The organism is Pelomonas sp. Root1444, assembly GCF_001426885.1.
Classification (GTDB): Bacteria; Pseudomonadota; Gammaproteobacteria; order Burkholderiales; family Burkholderiaceae_C; genus Pelomonas.
This window is the reverse complement of record NZ_LMFP01000011.1, coordinates 158,253-176,497: the sequence shown is the minus strand read 5'-3', so window position 1 is coordinate 176,497 and position 18,245 is coordinate 158,253. Positions and strand designations below refer to the sequence as shown.

Annotated in this window: 19 protein-coding genes; 3 read left to right on the top strand and 16 right to left on the bottom strand. The window is 71.2% G+C overall.

The annotated features are described in order from the left end of the window. Nucleotides 1–57: 57 nt before the first annotated feature. From ASD35_RS12385 to ASD35_RS12320, 15 genes are all read right to left on the bottom strand, one after another. Nucleotides 58–966 (bottom strand): hydroxymethylglutaryl-CoA lyase, encoded by a 909-nt coding sequence (locus ASD35_RS12385; RefSeq protein WP_056875244.1) that lies wholly within the window; start codon nucleotides 964–966, stop codon nucleotides 58–60. Further along, nucleotides 963–1,415, bottom strand: a complete 453-nt coding sequence (locus ASD35_RS12380) for a nucleotidyltransferase (protein ID WP_056875243.1) — start codon at nucleotides 1,413–1,415, stop codon at nucleotides 963–965. The genes ASD35_RS12385 and ASD35_RS12380 overlap by 4 nt, the downstream gene beginning before the upstream one ends. Next, on the bottom strand, nucleotides 1,360–1,557 hold the full coding sequence (locus tag ASD35_RS27170; protein ID WP_157275522.1) for a hypothetical protein: 198 nt from the start codon (nucleotides 1,555–1,557) through the stop codon (nucleotides 1,360–1,362). Before ASD35_RS27170 ends, ASD35_RS12380 begins: the two co-directional genes overlap by 56 nt. 10 nt (nucleotides 1,558–1,567) lie before the next feature. Beyond that, a complete protein-coding gene (locus tag ASD35_RS12375) occupies nucleotides 1,568–3,550 on the bottom strand; it encodes an acetyl/propionyl/methylcrotonyl-CoA carboxylase subunit alpha (RefSeq protein WP_056875242.1) in 1,983 nt (660 codons plus the stop codon). A gap of 92 nt (nucleotides 3,551–3,642) precedes the next feature. Beyond that, complete coding sequence (locus ASD35_RS12370) at nucleotides 3,643–3,849, bottom strand: hypothetical protein (protein ID WP_056875241.1); 207 nt, start codon at nucleotides 3,847–3,849, stop codon at nucleotides 3,643–3,645. Between the two features lies 1 nt (nucleotide 3,850). Further along, nucleotides 3,851–4,891: a biotin synthase BioB gene (gene bioB, locus ASD35_RS12365; protein ID WP_056875240.1), complete on the bottom strand. Its 1,041-nt coding sequence runs from the start codon at nucleotides 4,889–4,891 to the stop codon at nucleotides 3,851–3,853. Further along, complete coding sequence (gene bioD, locus ASD35_RS12360) at nucleotides 4,888–5,580, bottom strand: dethiobiotin synthase (RefSeq protein WP_056875239.1); 693 nt, start codon at nucleotides 5,578–5,580, stop codon at nucleotides 4,888–4,890. The genes bioB and bioD overlap by 4 nt, the downstream gene beginning before the upstream one ends. Continuing rightward, complete coding sequence (gene bioF / locus ASD35_RS12355) at nucleotides 5,577–6,791, bottom strand: 8-amino-7-oxononanoate synthase (protein WP_056875238.1); 1,215 nt, start codon at nucleotides 6,789–6,791, stop codon at nucleotides 5,577–5,579. The genes bioD and bioF overlap by 4 nt, the downstream gene beginning before the upstream one ends. Beyond that, the gene (gene bioA, locus ASD35_RS12350) at nucleotides 6,778–8,070 is read right to left on the bottom strand and encodes an adenosylmethionine--8-amino-7-oxononanoate transaminase (protein WP_056875237.1); all 1,293 of its coding nucleotides are present in this window, start codon (nucleotides 8,068–8,070) and stop codon (nucleotides 6,778–6,780) included. Before bioA ends, bioF begins: the two co-directional genes overlap by 14 nt. Then, the gene (locus tag ASD35_RS28060) at nucleotides 8,067–8,681 is read right to left on the bottom strand and encodes a DUF4126 domain-containing protein (protein WP_056875236.1); all 615 of its coding nucleotides are present in this window, start codon (nucleotides 8,679–8,681) and stop codon (nucleotides 8,067–8,069) included. Before ASD35_RS28060 ends, bioA begins: the two co-directional genes overlap by 4 nt. Beyond that, nucleotides 8,678–9,187 carry a hypothetical protein gene (locus ASD35_RS12340; protein ID WP_056875235.1) on the bottom strand — a complete coding sequence of 170 codons (510 nt, stop codon included), beginning with the start codon at nucleotides 9,185–9,187 and terminating at the stop codon, nucleotides 8,678–8,680. The genes ASD35_RS28060 and ASD35_RS12340 overlap by 4 nt, the downstream gene beginning before the upstream one ends. After that, a complete protein-coding gene (locus ASD35_RS12335; RefSeq protein ID WP_056875234.1) occupies nucleotides 9,184–9,972 on the bottom strand; it encodes an enoyl-CoA hydratase/isomerase family protein in 789 nt (262 codons plus the stop codon). Before ASD35_RS12335 ends, ASD35_RS12340 begins: the two co-directional genes overlap by 4 nt. A 31-nt stretch (nucleotides 9,973–10,003) precedes the next feature. Then, complete coding sequence (locus ASD35_RS12330; RefSeq protein ID WP_056875233.1) at nucleotides 10,004–10,537, bottom strand: GNAT family N-acetyltransferase; 534 nt, start codon at nucleotides 10,535–10,537, stop codon at nucleotides 10,004–10,006. Further along, complete coding sequence (locus ASD35_RS12325) at nucleotides 10,534–11,319, bottom strand: M48 family metalloprotease (protein WP_162254452.1); 786 nt, start codon at nucleotides 11,317–11,319, stop codon at nucleotides 10,534–10,536. Before ASD35_RS12325 ends, ASD35_RS12330 begins: the two co-directional genes overlap by 4 nt. A gap of 5 nt (nucleotides 11,320–11,324) precedes the next feature. Then, nucleotides 11,325–12,932 (bottom strand): carboxyl transferase domain-containing protein, encoded by a 1,608-nt coding sequence (locus ASD35_RS12320; RefSeq protein ID WP_056875231.1) that lies wholly within the window; start codon nucleotides 12,930–12,932, stop codon nucleotides 11,325–11,327. A 151-nt stretch (nucleotides 12,933–13,083) separates the two neighbouring features. On the opposite strand from ASD35_RS12320, the gene ASD35_RS12315 reads away from it, so the two are divergent. Further along, complete coding sequence (locus tag ASD35_RS12315; RefSeq protein WP_056875230.1) at nucleotides 13,084–13,779, top strand: TetR/AcrR family transcriptional regulator; 696 nt, start codon at nucleotides 13,084–13,086, stop codon at nucleotides 13,777–13,779. Here ASD35_RS12315 and ASD35_RS12310 read toward each other — a convergent pair. Then, nucleotides 13,776–14,057 carry a hypothetical protein gene (locus tag ASD35_RS12310; protein ID WP_056875229.1) on the bottom strand — a complete coding sequence of 94 codons (282 nt, stop codon included), beginning with the start codon at nucleotides 14,055–14,057 and terminating at the stop codon, nucleotides 13,776–13,778. The genes ASD35_RS12315 and ASD35_RS12310 overlap by 4 nt on opposite strands. Before the next feature lie 71 nt (nucleotides 14,058–14,128). Here ASD35_RS12310 and ASD35_RS12305 point away from each other — a divergent pair, with 71 nt between their 5' ends. Further along, nucleotides 14,129–15,757, top strand: a complete 1,629-nt coding sequence (locus ASD35_RS12305) for a FecR domain-containing protein (RefSeq protein ID WP_056875228.1) — start codon at nucleotides 14,129–14,131, stop codon at nucleotides 15,755–15,757. Then, nucleotides 15,754–18,132 carry a CHASE2 domain-containing protein gene (locus tag ASD35_RS12300; protein WP_056875227.1) on the top strand — a complete coding sequence of 793 codons (2,379 nt, stop codon included), beginning with the start codon at nucleotides 15,754–15,756 and terminating at the stop codon, nucleotides 18,130–18,132. Before ASD35_RS12305 ends, ASD35_RS12300 begins: the two co-directional genes overlap by 4 nt. The last annotated feature ends 113 nt before the right edge of the window (nucleotides 18,133–18,245 follow it).

The following is an 18,245-nucleotide window of genomic DNA, read 5'->3' as shown; positions in this document are numbered from 1 at the left end:
CCCACCCGGCGCCATGGCGAAACCATCGTCATGCGGCCGACGGCGGCGCTCGGCCGATCAGCCCGCGCGCTTGGCCAGCACCGCCCGCGCCACGCGCGACACCGGCGGGCGGCCCAGCACGTTGGAGATGAAGGCGCCGGCATCCACCAGCTTGTCCAGGGCGATGCCGGTGTCGATGCCGAGCCCGTCGAGCATGAACACCACGTCCTCGGTCGCGACATTGCCCGTCGCGCCCTTGGCATAGGGGCAGCCACCCAGGCCCGCCACGCTGGCGTGGAAGCTGTGGATGCCCAGTTCCATGCTGGCGTAGATGTTGGTCAGCGCCTGGCCGTAGGTGTCGTGGAAATGGCCCGACACCTCCGCCAGCGGGAAGTGCTTGAGCGCGCGTTCCATCGCCGCCTGCACCTTGCGCGGCGTGCCCACGCCGATGGTGTCGGCGATGTCGATGGCGTCCACGCCCAGTGCGCGCAGCGGCTTCACGACGGCCTCCACCTGGTCGGCCGTGATGTCGCCTTCGTAGGGGCAGCCCAGCGCGCAGGACAGCGCCGCGCGCACCTTCACCCCGGCCGCATGCGCACCCTCGATGACGGGCGCAAAGCGCTCCAGGCTCTCGGCGATGGAGCAGTTGATGTTCTTCTGCGTGAAGGCCTCGCTGGCGGCCGTGAAGACGAGGATCTCGTCGGGCTTCGACGCCAGCGCCGGCTCCAGGCCCTTGAGGTTGGGCACCAGCACCGAGTAGCGCACACCGGGCTTGCGCGGGATGGCGGCCATCACCGCGGTGTTGTCGCCCATCTGCGGCACCCACTTCGGGCTGACGAAGCTGGTGACCTCGATCTCCTTCAGGCCGGCGTCCTGCAGCAGCGCGACGAGCCAGGCCTTGTGCTCGGTGGAGACGTTCTCCTTCTCGTTCTGCAGCCCGTCGCGCGGGCCGACGTCGAGGAGCTTGACGTGGGTGGAAAGTGTCACTGGGTGTCCTTCGGCGAGTCCAGGCTTTCGAGATCGACCTGATCCTTCAAGCGACCGCTAGCCTTCTTGTTGGCAATGAAGTCGGTCAGACCGATGACATCGAGCCGCACGCCGCCGAGTACGGCCGATTCACGACGCTGAAAACAAGTCTCGAAGTCCACGCCGTCAATACCGGTCAGCAGGTCGATGCGACGCGGGGGCTGGCCCAACTGGATGATCGTGTCGGGTCCGAAGTCGTCGGCACCCAGCCCCAGCGACTCAAAACCGAACGCGGCCAAAGCGTGGAGGAGCCGCGCAATGTTGTCTGGCGTGTTCCGAACCCAGAAGTCGATGTCACCCGTGTAGCGTGGGTGGCCATGGGCGGCCAACGCGTAGCCGCCCACCACCAAATACTCAACGCCGCGTGCGTTGAGTAATTCGGCAAACTCTTTGAAGTCTTGGTTCAGCATCGCCGGACTCGTGAGGGGGCAGCATTTGCTGGCGCAGCGTTTCTACTGCAGCGATGCGCTCCGCCATCGGACGCGAACGCCAGAAGGCCAGGTCGTCGGCAGCCTGGTTCTTGCGGTTGGTGATCTTCAGCGTGCGCAGCATGGCTGGATTGTCACGCTTCCAGCTTCAAAAGCTCTGCACCGTCGCCCACCTGATCGCCCACCGCAAACAGCAGTTCCGCCACCTTGCCGTCGCGCGGCGACGAAATGGTGTGCTCCATCTTCATCGCCTCCATGACGGCCAGCGGCTGGCCTTTGGTGACGGTGTCGCCGGCCTTCGCGAGGAAGGCGACGAGCTTGCCGGGCATGGGCGCGGTGAGGCGCCCGCCCTCGGTGGGGCCGTCGCCGGCGTGGGCGATCAGGTCCACTTCGGTCAGCACGGCCGAGCCGTCCGCGGTGAAGACGGCGACGCGTTCGCCCTGGGCATAGGTCTTCACGCGGATGCGGCCCTCGTCGAGGAAAAGTTCGTGCGTCTCGATGTCGGCCGACTGCACGGCGAAGTCCATGGCTTCGCCCTCGAACGTCAGCGTCATGCCGCCGCGGTGGTGGCGGGACAGCAGCACCTCGTGATGCGCGCCGCCGGCTTCCAGGTCGAAGCGGCGCGTGGCCGAGCCGAACAGGCGCCAGCCGTCGCGTGCGCTCCACGGGTCGGTGCTCTGCGCTGCGCCTTCAACCGCCAGCGTGTGCGCCACGACAGCCGCTGCGCTGATGCGCAGCGGCAGGCCCGGCTGGTCGAACAGCGCCGCACGCTCGCGTTCGATGAGCCCCGTGTCGAGGTCTGCATTGGCGAATGACGCAGTAGCCGCGCAGCGCCGCAGGAAGGCGACGTTGGTCTGCAGGCCCACGATGTGCGTGTCGCGCAGTGCCGCGTCCAGCCGGGACAGCGCCTGCGCGCGGTCCTCGCCCCAGACGATGAGCTTGGCGATCATCGAGTCGTAGAACGGGCTGATGGCGTCGCCCTCGCGCACGCCGGCGTCGATGCGCACGTCGCCGCGTTGGAAGGCCACATGCTCGGGCCAGCGTGCCACGTCCAGCGAGCCGGTGGCGGGCAGGAAGCCGGCGTCCGGGTTCTCGGCGCAGATGCGGGCCTCGATGGCGTGGCCCTGCATGCGCAGCTCGGACTGCCTGAGCGGCAGCGGCTCGCCCGAGGCGACGCGCAGTTGCCACTCGACCAGGTCTTGCCCGGTGATCGCTTCCGTCACCGGATGCTCGACCTGCAGCCGCGTGTTCATCTCCATGAAATAGAAGCGACCGTCCTGCTCCGCGATGAACTCCACCGTGCCGGCGCCCACGTAGCCCACCGCCTTGGCAGCGGCGACGGCGGCCTCGCCCATCTGCGCGCGGCGCTCCGGCGTCATGCTGGGCGCAGGCGCCTCCTCCAGCACCTTCTGGTGGCGGCGCTGCACGGAGCAGTCGCGCTCGAACAGGTAGACGCAGTCGCCCTGCGTGTCGCCGAACACCTGGATCTCGATGTGGCGGGGCTTCTGCACATAGCGCTCGATCAGCACCGCGTCGTCGCCGAAGCTGCTGATGGCCTCGCGCTTGCAGGAGGCCAGCGCCGCGTCGAACTCCTCGGCGCTGTAGACGGCCCGCATGCCCTTGCCGCCGCCGCCGGCGCTGGCCTTGATGAGCACGGGGTAGCCGATGCGCCCGGCCTCGCGCTTGAGCAGCGCGGGGTCTTGATCGGCGCCGTGATAGCCCGGCACCAGCGGCACGCCGGCCGCTTCCATCAGCCGCTTGGACTCCGCCTTCAGCCCCATGGCCTGGATGGCGCTGGGCGGCGGGCCGATGAAGACGACGCCGGCGTCGGCGCAGGCCTGGGCGAAGGCCTCGTTTTCGCTGAGGAAGCCGTAGCCCGGGTGCACGGCCTGCGCGCCGGTCTGCTTCGCCGCGGCCAGGATGCGCTCCCACTGCAGGTAGGAGTCGCGCGGCGCGGAGCCGCCGATGTGGACGGCTTCGTCGCAGGCCTGCACATGCTGTGCATCGTGGTCGGCGTCCGAGTAGACGGCCACGGTCTGGATGCCGAGGCGACGCGCGGTCGCAGCCACCCGGCAGGCGATCTCACCCCGGTTGGCGATCAGGATCTTCTTGAACATTTCTTCTTGTCTCCGGTCTCGTGAACCTTCTACAGGGTTGTTCAGGCATGGCCAGGATCACTGGCGCTGATGGGAGCAGCAGGTGAGGGCGATCAGCCCGGCCTGTTGCCTTCCTGCAGCCGCTTGCGGCGCGCCTCGTAGTCGTCGTAGGCGGGCGCGTCGCGCTTTTCGCAGGCGCGCTGTGCCTGGGCGTCGCCGTTGTTAGCGCACTTGGCCTGGGCGACGTCCTGCACCTGGTCGTAGATGAAGGCGCAACCAGACAGCGAGAGTGCGGCGATCAGCAGGAGGGCGTGCTTCATGTCAGTGCGTGCAGACCTGCACCTTGGCAGCGGCGTCCGACGGCGTCAGTTCGGCCTCTGTCGAGCAGCGCATGCCCAGCCGCTCCAGCAGCGCGCGGTCCTTCTCGGCCTGCGGGTTGCTGGTCGTCAGCAGCTTGTCGCCGTAGAACATGGAGTTGGCGCCGGCCAGGAAGCACAGCGCCTGCATGGTCTCGGGCATTTCCTCGCGGCCGGCGGACAGGCGCACCATGGCGCGCGGCATCGTGATGCGGGCGACAGCAATCGTGCGGATGAACTCCAGCGGGTCCAGCGGCGCGGTGCCGGCCAGCGGCGTGCCTTCCACCTGCACGAGGTTGTTGATGGGCACGCTCTCCGGATACGGGTCCAGGTTGGCGAGCTGCGCGATCAGCCCGGCGCGCTGGCGGCGCGTCTCGCCCATGCCGACGATGCCGCCCGAACAGACTTTCAGGCCCTGATGGCGCACGCGCTCCAGCGTGTCCAGGCGGTCCTGATACGTGCGCGTCGTGATGATCTGGCCGTAGAACTCGGGCGCGGTGTCGAGGTTGTGGTTGTAGTAGTCCAGGCCCGCCTCCTTCAACTGCTCGGCCTGGCCGTCTTCCAGCATGCCGGCCGTCAGGCAGGTCTCCAGGCCCAGGGCCTTGACCTCGGAAATCATCGTGCCGATGGCCTCCAGGTGGCGGGGCTTGGGCGAGCGCCAGGCCGCACCCATGCAGAAGCGCGTCGCGCCGTTCTGCTTGGCCGCGCGCGCGGCCTCCATGACCTCTTCCAGCGGGATCAGCTTCTCGGCCTTTAGCCCTGTGTCGAAGTGCGCCGACTGCGGGCAGTAGGCGCAGTCCTCCTCGCAGCCGCCGGTCTTGATGGACAGCAGTGTGGACAGCTGCACCGCGTTGGCATCGAAGTGCTCGCGGTGCACCTGCTGGGCGCGGAACAGCAGGTCGTTGAAGGGCAGCTCGAACAGCGCCGCGATCTCGGCCACGGTCCAGGGCTTGGCCTGGCGGCGTTCAGCGTCGGTGGTCGGGGTGAGGGTCTGGATCTGGTTCATGCGGGGAGGTGTTCAAGCAGGGGTTCGAGCGACAGATGGCGGGCCATCGTGGCGTGGTCGGCGTGGGCCAGGCGCGGCACATGGCCGAGGCAGGGGGCGGCGAGGCCGCGTTGCAGCGCCTGCAGATTGTCGGCGACATGGGGCATGTGCTCGTCCACGGTGTTGGCCACCCAGGCGGCCAAGGTGAGGCCGCGGGCGCGCAGGACTTCAGCCGTCAGCAGCGCGTGGTTGATGCAGCCCAGGCGCAGGCCGACGACGAGGATGACCGGCAGGCCCAGGTCGGCGGCGAGGTCGGCGGTGTCCCAGTCGTCGTTGAGCGGCACGCGGAAACCGCCAACGCCTTCGACGAGGGCCACGTCGGCACGGAAGGCCACGCTGCGCAGCGCATGCAGCACGGGCTCGCGCGCGATGGCCTCGTTCTCGATGCGGGCGGCGATGTGGGGCGCGCAGGCGGTGCGCAGCTGCAGCGCGCCGACCTCGGCCGACGTGAGGCCCATGTTGCCGGCGGCGCGCAGGCGCTCCACGTCGTCGTTGAGCCAGTGGCCTTCGATGAAGTCCTGCCCGGCCGAGATGGGCTTGAGCGCGGCGACGCGCCGGCCGGTCTGTGCGAATGCATGGGCCAGCCCGGCCGTGACGGCGGTCTTGCCGATCTCGGTGTCGGTGCCGGTGATGAAGAAGCCCTTCCTCACGCCGCCTGCTCCTGCGCGGCCGCGGCGCGTTCGAGCGCCGCCAGCAGGTCGTCGACATCGGCCGCCGTGTGCGTGCCGCACAGCGTGATGCGCAGCCGCGCCGTCCCCGCCGCGACGGTGGGCGGGCGGATGCCCGGCACGCGCAGGCCGGCGCCTTCCAGTGCGGCGGCCAGGGCCATGACCTCGGCGTTGCCGCCGACGATGAGCGGCTGGATGGGCGTGGCGGCGTCGGTCAGCGACCAGCCCAGGCGCGGGTGGCGGTCGATCAGCGCCGTCAGGCCTTCGCGCAGCCGGGCCTGCAGTGCGACGAGGTTGGCGCGCCGCGCGGCGCCGAGCGGCCCTTCGATCAACTCGAAGCTGGTCAGCAGCGCATGCTCCACGGCCGGCGGCGAGGCGGTCGAGAAGATGAAGTTGCGCGCCGCCTGCAGCAGGTACTCGACGATGGTGGCGTGTGCCGCGACGAAGGCGCCCGCCAGGCCGGCGGCCTTGCCCAGCGTGCCGACGAGGATGAGGCGCTCGCTGTTCAGGCCGAAGTGCTCCAGCGAGCCGCGGCCCTTGTCGCCCAGCACGCCGAAGCCGTGGGCGTCGTCGACGACGAGCCAGGCGTCGAACTCCTCGGCCAGCGCCAGCAGGCCGGGCAGCGGCGCGAGGTCGCCGTCCATGCTGAACACCGCGTCGGTGACGATGAGCTTGACCTTGGCCGTGCTGGCGGCCAGCAGCGCGCGCAGGCCGGCCACGTCGGCATGGCCGTAGCGCGTGACCTTGGCCTTGGCCAGGCGCGCCGCGTCGATCAGCGACGCGTGGTTGAGCTGCTCCGAGAAGATCTCGGTGTGCTCGTCGCCCAACGCCGTGACGACGGCAAGGTTGGCCATGTAGCCGGTGCAGAAGCCGATGGCGCGGGCCTGCGGGATGTGCGGCGCATACCAGCGCGCCAGCGTGTCGGTGACAGCCTGGTGCGCGGCGCTGTGGCCGCTGACGAGCGGCGACGCACCGGAGCCACCGCCCCAGCGGCGTGCGCCTTCGGCCAGTGCGTCGGCGATGGCCGGCTCGGCCGCCAGGCCCAGGTAGTCGTTGGAACAGAACATCAGCAGCTCGCGGCCGTTGATGGTCTGGCGCGGGGCGGCACGCGAGTCGGCGCGGCGCAGCGTGCGGGTCAGGCTCTGGGCCGAGAGGGCGGCGAGCTTGGCGCTCAGGTGATCAAGCAAGGACATCGTTCAACGTCGCCGTCACGGCCCGGGCCAGGAAGGCCGCGGTCGCATCGTCGATCAGGTAAGGGGGCATCAGGTAGACGGTGCTGCCCGAATTTGTGGATATGGGTCGGATCAGCAGCTCATGTGCGCGCGCCGCGAGGTGGAAGCGCTCGGCGAAGCGCGGTGGCGCCTCTGGCACGTCGAAGGCCAGAATCATGCCGCGTTGGCGCAGGTGCGCCATGCGCGAGGTCAAAGGTGCGAAGGCGCGGGAGAGCCGAGCCGCCTGGGCTTGGTTGTCCTCGAGCTGCCCGGCGTCGAAGCGGTCCAGCACCGCATTGGCCGCGGCGCAGGCCAGCGGGTTGCCGGTGTAGGAGTGCGAGTGCAGGAAGCCGCGCGTGACGTCCTCGCTCCAGAAGGCGGCGAAGACGTCGTCCGTCGTCAGCACCAGCGACAGCGGCAGCGTGCCGCCGGTGATGCCCTTGCTCAGCAGCATGAAGTCGGGCCATTCGGCTTGCGTCTGCTCCCAAGCGAAGAAGGTGCCAGTACGCCCGCAGCCGACGGCGATCTCGTCCGCGATGAGGTGCACGCCGAACTCCCGCGTCAGCTCGCGCAGGCCCTTCAGGTAGCTCGGCGCGTGCATGACCATGCCGGCCGCGCCCTGCACCAGCGGCTCGACGATGACGCAGGCGATCTGCGCGTGGCGTTCCGCCAGCAGCGCGCGCATGGCCGCCAGCGCCTCGGCCTCGTTGCCCAGCCGCGCGTCCGGCGACGCAACGATGTGGGCGCGCATCAGCAGCGGATCGTAGGCGTCGCGGAAGACCTGCACGTCGGTCACGCTGAGCGCGCCCAGCGTCTCGCCGTGATAGCTGTTCTTCAGGCACACAAACTCGCGCTTCTCGGCGCGGCCGCGGTTTTTCCACGAATGGAAGCTCTGCTTCAGCGCGATCTCGACGGCGCTGGCGCCGTCGCTGCCGAAGAACACATGGCCCAGCGCGCCGCCCGTGCGCGCCGACAGCCGCTCGGCAAGCCGCACGGCGGGCTCGTGCGTGCAGCCGGCCAGCATCACGTGGGGCAGGGTGTCGAGCTGGGCCTTGATGGCGTCCAGCAGCGGCTGGTCGCTGTGGCCGAACAGGTTGACCCACCAGGACGAGTTGGCGTCGAAGTAGCGCCGGCCGTCGGTGTCGATGAGCCAGGGGCCCTCGCCGCGGGCTATGGGCAGCGGCGGCATGTCGGCCAGACGGGCCATCTGCGTGCAGGGGTGCCAGACGGCGGCGCGGCTGCGGTCTTGGAGGGAAGTCATGCGGAAGCGGGGCGTCGCACGCGGCGCACGAGTGCGCGCACGAACTTGAAGCAGAACCAGGTCAGCACGGCCATGACGGCGAGCGCCACGGCCAGCAGCGGGAAGAAGACGAAGGGATGCGCCCAGGCCAGCCACAGCATGGTGGGCACGGCCACGTCGCCCATCAGCGACAGGCCGATGTTGGAGAAGGGCTCGGGCGAGGTGTTGGCCGCCGCGCGCGTGCTGGCCTTGGCCGTGTGCGCCGCGGCCGCCAGGCCGCCGCCGAGCAGCGCGGCCATGATGCCCCAGGCCTGGCCGCCGTCGCCCGCCCAGCCGCTGACCAGGCCGGCCACCAGCGCCGCGCCGGCGGGAATGCGGATCAGCGTGTGCAAGGCATCCCAGGCGCTGTCGACCAGCGGGATCTTGTCGGCCAGGAACTCGATGAACGCGAGCGCCGCGGCACAGGCCATCACCAGCGGCGAGGCCAGCACCTGCAGCCCGGGTGGCAGCGCGACCCAGCCCCAGTGCCCGGCGATGCCCACCAGCAGCACCGTCAGGTACAGGCGCAGGCCGCTGGCCCAGCCGAGGGCGGCGGCCAGGGCGATCAGCTGGACGGCGTCGAGGTGCGTCATGGCAGGCGCGGCCTGAAGCCGGGCACGGTGGCATTGAACAGGGCCACGGCGGCTTGCCTGCCGGGGCGGCAGACCATCGAGAAGTGGAGCACCTTGCGCGAGGTGACGTAGCCCAGGTAGAGGTGGACATGCGCGGCGTCGCCCCCCACTTCTGCCGCGAGGGAGAGTTCCAACCCCGTGCCGCTGGTGTGGGGCTGGATGCGCTGTTGCAGCACCTCGACCGGCCCGCTGCCGGCGCCGTGCAGGGCCTTGATGCGGGTGCCGAGGCATTGCTCCGCCAGCGCCTGGGCCTTGTCGTCGGGGATGTCGTAGAAGTCCGCCGCGATGACGAGGACGGCGCCTTCCTCGTCGCACTCGAAGTTCAGCGTGTTGTCGTCCTCGGTCGGCATCTGGCGCCAGCGGGTGGACAGGTCGAGCACGAACTCCGAATAGGCGTACTGGTGCTGGGCGGCCGCCGGAGTGGGCGCCGGCGGCGTCAGCGGGAAGCTGTACTTCAGCAGGCTCATGGTGAGGCCAGCCAGGACGGCTTGCCCTTGCTCAGGAAGCTCTGCACGCCCTCGCGGCCTTCGTCGCTGGCGCGGATGTCGGCGATGCGCCGCGCGGTGTCGTCGCGCAGCTCGGGCGTGATCTCGCGGCCGGCCACGTCCTTGACGAGCTGCTTGCAGGCGCGCACGGCGGCCGGGCCGTTGGCGGTGATGGCGGCGACGATCTCGCCGACCCTGGCGTCCAGCGCATCGGCCGCGACCACCTCGTGCACCAGGCCCAGGCGCTGGGCCGCATCGGCCGAGAAGCGCTCCGCCGTCACGAAGTAGCGCCGCGAGGCCTGCTCGCCCAGCGCCTTGACGACATACGGGCCGATGGTGGCGGGCAGCAGGCCCAGCTTGGCTTCGCTGAGGCAGAAGCCCGCCGTGTCCACGGCAACGACGACATCTGCGCAGGCCACCAGCCCCACGCCGCCGGCGTAGACATCGCCCTGCACGCGGGCGATGACCGGCACCGGGCAGCTGTAGATCGCCCACAGCATGTCGGCCAGCCGCGTCGCGTCGGCGTGGTTCTCTTCCCACGAATAGCCCGCCATCGCCTTCATCCAGTTCAGGTCCGCGCCGGCGCAGAAGGCCTTGCCCTCGGCGGCCAGGACGATGGCGCGCAGGTCGCCGCGCTGGCCCAGCGTCGTGAACGCTGAGGCCAGCTCGTGGATCAGCACCTCGTTGAACGCGTTGCGGACGTCGGGGCGGTTCAGCGTGACGCGGGCGACGGGGCCCTGGATCGTGACGGTCAGGCAGGTACTCATGGCGATGCTCGGTGGAGGCGGATTGTCCGCGTCAGGCCAGCGGCTTGCTCATGAGCACGGACACGTAGGTCTTGCCCTGCCACTGGATGCGGCCCACGGTGGCGTAGCCGCGGCGCTCGTAGCGGCGGCGCAGCGCTTCCGCGGGTTCGGCGGTGTCGAGCGCCAGTTGCACGAAGCCCTGGTCACGGGCCCACGCCTCGGCCGCGGTAATCAGCCGTTCACCCAGGCCTTCGCCGCGGCATTCGGGGTGGACGGCCAGCTGCGCCAGGATGGCCGTGCCGGGCGTCGTGTACAGCGGCGGTGGCGGGTCGGCGATGTAGGCCTCGCCGGCGCGCTTGGGGCCACGCACGGCCACGGTGCCGACGAGGCGGCCCTCCAGCTCGGCGACGAAGCCCTGCGCGCCCGTCAGGCGCTCGCGCGTGACGTTCACGGACTGGTCCACGGCCGTGAAGTTCCAGCCCTGGGCGGCCAGGCTGGCGTAGGCGGCGTGCAGCAACGCCGTCAGCTCGGTCAGGCAGTCGCTGTCGGCCAGCGGGCGGATGGTCGGGCTGGGCGATGCCGTCATGAGGCGGTCTTGCGTGGTAGCGCCCTGCCGCAGGCGCGGGCCAGGGCGGCGCGGTCCAGTTGCTGCCGGGCTTCATCGCGCGACAGCTCGTAGGCGGGCAGCAGCCTTTCGGCGGCCGGCCAGGGCGGGCGCGAGGCGGCAGCGGCGCGGCAGAAGGCGTCGGCCACGGCCGTGGCGTTCGCCAACCGGCGGACGGTGTCGGGGTGGGTCGCGCTGCCATGGGCGGCCCAGCCCGAAACACGGCGGGCGGCCGTGCGCCACAGCGCGGCGCCGTGGCGCACGTCGTGACCGGCCATGCCGGCGAACACCAGGCCTAGCGTGTCCGCGTCGAGCTCCTGGGCGCGCGGGTCGGCGGGTGTCTGGCTATGGGGTTCGACGCTGGATTGCTCGAACAGCGGCAGAAACTGGTTGTCGGGGGCGCCGGGCACGGCGGCCAGCCGTTGGCGCATCCTGAAGAGGCCGTGACCCAGCACGAGATGGGCCAACTCATGCCCCATCACCGCGGCGAGCTCGTCGACGGATAGGGTCGCGAGCAGCTCGTCGGTGATGTTCGCCTTGCCGAGAAAGGCGAAGGCGTTGCCGGCACCGGCGGAGCCGAAGCTCTCGAAGGGCACGGTGCAGTGGCGCCGCCCTTGCGCGTCCAGCTCTGCGAGGCGGCCGCACCAGGGAGCCGCGACGCGCCGCAGGTCGGCCTCCACGCGGGCCAGGTCTTGCTGTGTCGCGGCACCGGCCGTGGCGACGAGGCCGGCCGACAGCAGGGTGAGAAGCAGGCGCGCGCGCATCGCCATCACATCCGGAACACGCCGAACTTGGTTTCAGGAATCGGCGCGTTCAGCGACGCACTCAGACCCAGGGCCAGTACGCGGCGCGTGTCGGCCGGGTCGATGACGCCGTCGTCCCACAGCCGCGCGGAGGCGTAATACGGGTGGCCCTGGTCTTCGTACTGCTGGCGCAGCGGGGCCTTGAAGGCCTCCTCTTCCTCGGCGCTCCAGGTGCCGCCCTTGGCCTCGATGGCGTCGCGGCGGATGGTGCTCAGCACGCTGGCCGCCTGCTCGCCGCCCATCACCGAGATGCGCGCGTTGGGCCACATCCACAGGAAGCGCGGGCTGTAGGCGCGGCCGCACATGCCGTAGTTGCCGGCGCCGAAGCTGCCGCCAATGATCACCGTGAACTTCGGCACCTGCGCGCAGGCCACGGCCGTCACCATCTTGGCGCCGGCGCGGGCGATGCCGTCGTTCTCATACTTGCGGCCCACCATGAAGCCGGTGATGTTCTGCAGGAACACGAGCGGGATCTTGCGCTGGCAGCACAGCTCGATGAAGTGGGCGCCCTTGTTGGCGCTCTCGGCGAACAGGATGCCGTTGTTGGCGACGATGCCCACCGGCATGCCCTCGATGTGCGCGAAGCCGCACACCAGCGTGGCGCCGTAGCGGGCCTTGAACTCGTCGAACTCCGAGCCGTCGACGATGCGGGCGATGACCTCGCGGATGTCGAAAGGCTTGCGTGTGTCGGTCGGGATGACGCCGTGCAGCTCGGCGGGGTCGAAGGCGGGCGCCTTGGGTTCCTGCATCGCCAGCGGATTCGCCTTGGACCAGTTCAGCCGCGCCACCGACTGCCGCGCAATCGCCAGCGCATGCGTGTCGTTGTTGGCCAGGTGGTCGGCCACGCCCGAGAGCCGCGTGTGCACGTCGCCGCCGCCCAGGTCCTCGGCCGTGACGACCTCGCCGGTGGCGGCTTTCACCAGCGGCGGGCCGCCCAGGAAGATGGTGCCCTGGTTCTTCACGATGATGGTCTCGTCGCTCATCGCCGGCACATAGGCGCCGCCGGCCGTGCACGAGCCCATGACGACGGCGATCTGCGGGATGCCTTGCGCGCTGAGGTTGGCCTGGTTGAAGAAGATGCGGCCGAAATGGTCGCGGTCCGGGAAGACCTCGTCCTGGTTGGGCAGGTTGGCGCCGCCGCTGTCCACGAGGTAGATGCAGGGCAGGCGGTTCTGCTGCGCGATCTCCTGCGCGCGCAGGTGCTTCTTGACGGTGATGGGGTAGTAGGTGCCGCCCTTGACGGTGGCGTCGTTGCAGACGATGACGCACTCCACGCCCGACACGCGGCCGATGCCGGCCACCACGCCGCCGCCCGGGGCGGCGTTGTCGTACAGGTTCAGGCCCGCCAGCGGCGCCAGTTCGAGGAAGGGCGTGCCCGGGTCCAGCAGCATCTCGACGCGGTCGCGCGGCAGCAGCTTGCCGCGGGCGGTGTGCTTGGCGCGCGCGGCCTCGCCGCCGCCTTGGGCGATGCGGGCGAGCTGAGCGTTCAGGTCGTCGACGAGGTCCCGCATCGCGTCGGCATTGGCCTTGAAGTCCGCCGAGCGCGGGTTGAGCTGCGTGTTCAGGACCGGCATGGAGTCTCCCGCGAGCCTGTCTTAAGCAAGGCTCAACTTGATCAGTTGGCGGCCTTGTGGGCCGCGTGAGGGGCGCCAGAATAATCCAGGGCGAACCCGGATGCAATCGCCACTTGAGTGATCCTCAAGAATTGCGCAGAATCGGACCCCGATGACCGCCGCCGCCGCCACCACGCCCCAGCGACGCTCGCCCGCCGGCCCCAAGGCCGAGCAGCGCGTGCGCGACATCCTGCGCGTGGGCCGCGAGGTGTTCGCCGAGCGCGGCTACGAGCGCGCGACGACGACCGAGATCGCCCAGCGCCTGGGTGTTTCGGAGGCCACCGTCTTCACCTACTTCCGCGGCAAGCGCGAGCTGTGCATGCGCGTCATCCAGGACTGGTACGACGAGATCATCGCGGCCATCGAGGCCGGCCTGCCGCGTGACAAGCCGGTGCGCGAGCAGCTGGAGTTCGTCGTGCTGACGCACCTGCGCCTGTTCCTGATCCAGGGCACGGGGCTGTGCGCGCTGGTGCTGTCCGAGGGCCGCACCAAGGGCCAGGACCTTGGCGAAGGCTTCATCGAGCTGCAGCGCCGCTACACCGCGCCGCTGATGGACCTGCTCGCCCGCGGCCAGCAGGCCGGTGAGGTGCGCAACGACATCCCGCTGCGCCTGCTGCGCTCGCTGGTGTTCGGGCCGATGGAGCACATGCTGTGGGAGGTGGTCATCACCGGCCGGCAGATCGATGTGGAGGCCAGCGCGCCCGACCTCGTCGCGCTGCTGTGGCCGGCGCTGCAGGCGCCCGACCAGGAGCTGCAACGGCTGCGCCGGCTGCGTGGGCAGCTGCAGGACGCCCTGGCGCAGGCTTAACGCGTCAGCGACTGCACCAACACCGTCTCGCAAACCTTGAACAGCAGCCAGGCCAACATGGCGCCCACCGACGAGGCCAGCAGCTCCAGCAGCTGACGCAGACCGCCGTCCTGCAGGCCCTGCCAGCCGTGCTCGGACAGCAGCGTCGCGTTCGCGCCGACCAGCCGCACGAGGTCCAGGGTCAGCAGGCCGAAGGCCATGAAGCCCGCCACCATGACGGCGAAGCACGCCAGGCGGTGGCGGCGCAACCAACCGGTGAAGCCCGAAATCGTGACCATCGCTTGTGCTCCTGCTGTGTTCGACCCTGTCTGGCTAGTATTCGCCATCTGGCAGGAGACGGGAGGCTCCGATGAAAGCAACGACGGTCTGGCTTGCGGCAAGCCTGTTGTCCCTGGCCGGCGGATGCGCGCGCGCGCAGACCGTTGCAGCCGACGCCGACTGGCGCTACCGCGTCGTCCCCGGCGACACGCTGATTGCGCTGACCGAAGCCTGGCTCGCACCAGGCAAGACCTGGCGCGACCTGCAGAAGCTCAACCATGTGAACGACCCGCTGCGGCTGATGCCCGGCTCCACGCTGCGCATGCCGCTGGCCTGGCTGCGCCGCGAGGCCGGTGTCGCCGAGGCGGTGTTCGTCAGGGGCGAGGTGCAACGCCAGCGCGGGGCCGCCAGCGCGCCGCTCGCCACCGGTGCGACGCTGCAAAGCGGCGACCGCATCCGCACCGGCGCGCAATCCAGCGCCAGCCTGCGCTTTGCGGATGGCTCTCGCCTGCTCATCCCGCCGGACAGCGAGGTCGCGCTGGCGCAGCTGCTGGTGCTCGGCCGCGACGCGCTGCCTGCCGTGCGCCTGGACCTGGACCGCGGCGGCGCGGACCACCGCGTCGCGCCCAACGCACAGCGCGTGCCGCTGTACGAACTGCGCACGCCGCACGTCAACCTGGGCGTGCGCGGCACCGAGTTCCGCGTGCAGGCGGCCGGCGGTGCGACGCGCATGCAGGTCATCTCGGGCGCCGTGCACGCCGACGGCCTCGGCGCCGACGTGGCGGCCGGCCAGGGCCTGCTGGCCGAGGGCGCGGCGCGCCAGGTCGCGCCGCTGCTGCCGGCGCCCGACCTCGCCGGCCTGCCGGCCACGGTCCAGCGCCTGCCGCTGCAGCTGCGCTGGGCGGCGTCGCCGGCCGGTGCGGTGGCCTGGCGGGCGCAGCTCTATCCCAAGGGCGACTTCGACCGCCTGCTGCTGGACGCCCGCGTCGCCGAACCCATGGCCGCCTGGGCGGAGGTGCGCGAGCTGGCCGACGGCGACTACACGCTGCGCCTGCGCGGCATCGACGCCCGCGGCCAGGAAGGCGCCGCGGCGGATGCCGGCATCCAGCTGCAGGCGCGGCCCGAGCCGCCGTTCGTCCAGGCGCCCGGTCCAGGCGCCGTCAGCTACAACGGCGCGATGGCGCTGGCCTGGACGCGCAACACCGCCGCGCCCGACGTGCGCCTGCAGATCGCCCACGACGCGGGATTCACGGACCTCGTCCTGCAGCCGCCGCCGTTGGCTGCGGCCGGCTACCAGGCCCCATTGCCCGAGGGCGTCTATCACTGGCGCATCGCGGCGGTGGAGGCCGGCGGTCGCGCCGGCCCGTTCGGCGACGCGCAGACCTTCGAGATCCGGCCGCCGCCTGCGGCACCGCCGCCGGCCGAGCCCGAGGTCGTCGGCGACCAGCTCCGGCTGCGCTGGCGCACCGATGCGGCCGTGGCGCGCTACGAGCTGGAATGGTCCAGGACCGACGCGTTCGACGGCGCCGACGTGCAGCGCTTCGCCACCGACCAGGCGGAGCTGGCCCTGCCCAAGCCATCGCCCGGCACCTACTACCTGCGCGCCCGCGCCGTCAACGCGGCCGGTGCCCCCGGGCCGTGGGGCCAGACCCAGCGGGTCGAGCAGCCGTACCCGCGCTGGCTCTGGCTGCTGCCGCTGCTGCTTGTGCCCCTGCTTTGAAAACGTACTGGCCCTGGCTCGCCCTGCCCGCGGCGCTGGTGCTGTGGGCCTTGCTGAGCCTGGCCGGCGTGCAGCCTCGGGTGGACCGCCTGCTGGCCGACCTGCTCGTGCGCGCCGCCGCGCCCGCGCCGGCCGCCTCGGCGGGTTCGGGCAGCGTCATCGTCGACATCGACGACACCTCGCTGCGTGCGCTGCGCGGGCCGCTGGGCGAGTGGCCGTACTCGCGCGAGGTCTATGCGTTGATGCTGGACTACCTGCGCCAGGCGGGCGTGCGGCTGGTCGTCATGGATATCGTCTTCGCCGGCCCGCGCGAGGGCGATGCGCGCTTCGCCAAGGCACTGGCCGGCACGCCGCCGGTGGTGCTGGCGGCGGCCGGCCTGGCGCCGCGCCAGCGCACCGCCGTCGAGCTGGCGCACGCCACGCCGGCCGAAGAGGCCGCGCTGCAGCGCGTCGGCGCGGCAGCCGCCGGCATCCCCTGGGCCGGGTTGACGGCGCCGGCCGACCCGCTGCTGGATGCGCTGACGGTGCGCGGCAGCCTGGGGGTCATTTCGGTGTCGCTGGACGATGACGGCCTGCTGCGAGAGTTGCCGCTGCTGCACCAGGTGCAGGGCCGCACGCTGCCCAGCCTGGCGCTGGCCGCGCGGCTGCGCGCGGATGGCGCGAGCGACTGGCGCATCGAGGGTGGCGAGCTGATCGCCGGCGTGCGGCGCTGGCCGGTGGACGGGCAGGCCCGGCTGCGGCTGCGGCTGCCGGCCGGTGGCGGCGAGCTGCCGCGCCTGCCCTGGCAGCGGCTGATGCGCGCCGCGCTCGGCGAAGTCGATGACGCCGAGTTGCCCCGCCTGCTCGCCGGCCGCAGCGTCTTCGTCGGCAGCAGCGCCTTCTTTGCCGAGGAGGTCATGACGCCGCAGGGCCGCCTCACGGGCACGGCGTTGAACGCCGCCGTCTTCGAAGCCCTGGGTGCCGAACGCCTGCCGCTGCTGCGCGACCGCGGCCCCACCGTGTGGGCGCTGGACGGGCTGCTGCTGCTGCTCGGCGCGCTGCCGCTGCTGCTGCGCCACCAGGCGCTGGCCGCCGGCCTCGGCGTGGCGTCGATCAGCTTCACGGCCTGGGCCGCGGCATCGGCCGGCCTGCTGCTGGCGCCGGCGCCGGCCCTTTACCTGCTGGCACTGGCGCTGCTGCTGACCGCCGTCGTGCGCGAGCATGCGGCCCGCGAGCGCGAGCGGCGGCTGACGCGCGAGCGCGAGCTGGCCGAGGTGCGCAGCCGCGCCAAGACCGAGCTGCTGGCGCAGGTCAGCCACGAGATGCGCACGCCGATGAACGCGGTGCTGGGCTTCTCCGACATCCTGGCGCGCTCGCCGCTCACGCCGGAGCAGGCACATTACGTCGAGGTGCTGGGCCACGCCGGCCGCCAGGTCTTCGCCCTCATCAACGACCTGCTCGACAACGCCCGCATCGAGAGCGGCCGGCTGGAGCTGGTGGCGAGCCCTTTCAACCTCATCAAGCTCATCGAGCTGCAGCTCGAACTGCTGCGCGAGCGCGCGCACGGCCAGGGTCTGTGGCTGCGCTTGGAGGCCGGCGCCGACGTGGCCGGCTGGGTGCTGGGCGACGCGCAGCGCGTCGCGCAGATCGTCACCAACCTGGTCGGCAATGCGATCAAGTTCACCCGCGCGGGTGGCGTGACCGTGACGCTGTCCCGCGCAGCCGATGGCCGCGTGCGCATCGGCGTGCAGGACAGCGGCATTGGCATCGCGCCGGATCGGCTGGCGCACATCTTCATGCCCTTCGCGCAGGCCGACGCCAGCATCGCGCGCGAGTTCGGCGGCACTGGCCTGGGCCTGGCCATCACGCGCAGCCTGGCGCGGCTGATGGGCGGCGACGTCAGCGTGCAGAGCCGGCCGGGCGAGGGCAGCCGCTTCGAGGTCAGCCTGCAGCTGCCCGCCACCGAGGCGCCGCCGGCAGAACCGGCCGATGCGCGGGCCGGGTCCACCGTGCCGGGCCGGCCGCTGTCGCTGCTGCTGGCCGAGGACAACGACGTCAACGTGCTGGTCATCGAAGGCATGCTGGCGCCGCTGGGCCACCGCATCACGCGCGTGCATGACGGTGCGCAGGCGCTGGCGGCCTTGCGCGAGCGGGAGTTCGACCTGGTGCTGATGGACATGCTGATGCCGGTGCTCGACGGCCTGTCGGCCACCCGGCAATGGCGGGTCGTCGAGGCTGCCGAGGGCCGGCCGCGCACGCCCATCGTGGCGCTGACGGCGAACGCCTTCGACGGCGACATGCAGCAATCGCTGGCCGCGGGCTGCGACGCGCACCTGACCAAACCGCTCAGCGTCGCCGCGCTGCTGCAGGCGCTGGCCCGGCACGCGCGAGTCTGAGCGCTGCGGGCGCGGCCCTTCCCGTGCGGGAAGTCAGGCCCTAGTTCTTGGTGCTGTGGCCACGCCACAGCCTGACTTTCCGCAGGGGATCACGCATGAAATGACGCTCAACA

Coding starts and splice junctions, on each gene's coding strand:
- ASD35_RS12380 (WP_056875243.1), bottom strand. CDS start 1,415: ATGCTGAACCAAGACTTCAAAGAGTTTGCCGAATTACTCAACGCACGC.
- ASD35_RS27170 (WP_157275522.1), bottom strand. CDS start 1,557: ATGCTGCGCACGCTGAAGATCACCAACCGCAAGAACCAGGCTGCCGAC.
- ASD35_RS12375 (WP_056875242.1), bottom strand. CDS start 3,550: ATGTTCAAGAAGATCCTGATCGCCAACCGGGGTGAGATCGCCTGCCGG.
- ASD35_RS12370 (WP_056875241.1), bottom strand. CDS start 3,849: ATGAAGCACGCCCTCCTGCTGATCGCCGCACTCTCGCTGTCTGGTTGC.
- bioB (WP_056875240.1), bottom strand. CDS start 4,891: ATGAACCAGATCCAGACCCTCACCCCGACCACCGACGCTGAACGCCGC.
- bioF (WP_056875238.1), bottom strand. CDS start 6,791: ATGTCCTTGCTTGATCACCTGAGCGCCAAGCTCGCCGCCCTCTCGGCC.
- bioA (WP_056875237.1), bottom strand. CDS start 8,070: ATGACTTCCCTCCAAGACCGCAGCCGCGCCGCCGTCTGGCACCCCTGC.
- ASD35_RS28060 (WP_056875236.1), bottom strand. CDS start 8,681: ATGACGCACCTCGACGCCGTCCAGCTGATCGCCCTGGCCGCCGCCCTC.
- ASD35_RS12340 (WP_056875235.1), bottom strand. CDS start 9,187: ATGAGCCTGCTGAAGTACAGCTTCCCGCTGACGCCGCCGGCGCCCACT.
- ASD35_RS12335 (WP_056875234.1), bottom strand. CDS start 9,972: ATGAGTACCTGCCTGACCGTCACGATCCAGGGCCCCGTCGCCCGCGTC.
- ASD35_RS12330 (WP_056875233.1), bottom strand. CDS start 10,537: ATGACGGCATCGCCCAGCCCGACCATCCGCCCGCTGGCCGACAGCGAC.
- ASD35_RS12325 (WP_162254452.1), bottom strand. CDS start 11,319: ATGCGCGCGCGCCTGCTTCTCACCCTGCTGTCGGCCGGCCTCGTCGCC.
- ASD35_RS12320 (WP_056875231.1), bottom strand. CDS start 12,932: ATGCCGGTCCTGAACACGCAGCTCAACCCGCGCTCGGCGGACTTCAAG.
- ASD35_RS12315 (WP_056875230.1), top strand. CDS start 13,084: ATGACCGCCGCCGCCGCCACCACGCCCCAGCGACGCTCGCCCGCCGGC.
- ASD35_RS12310 (WP_056875229.1), bottom strand. CDS start 14,057: ATGGTCACGATTTCGGGCTTCACCGGTTGGTTGCGCCGCCACCGCCTG.
- ASD35_RS12305 (WP_056875228.1), top strand. CDS start 14,129: ATGAAAGCAACGACGGTCTGGCTTGCGGCAAGCCTGTTGTCCCTGGCC.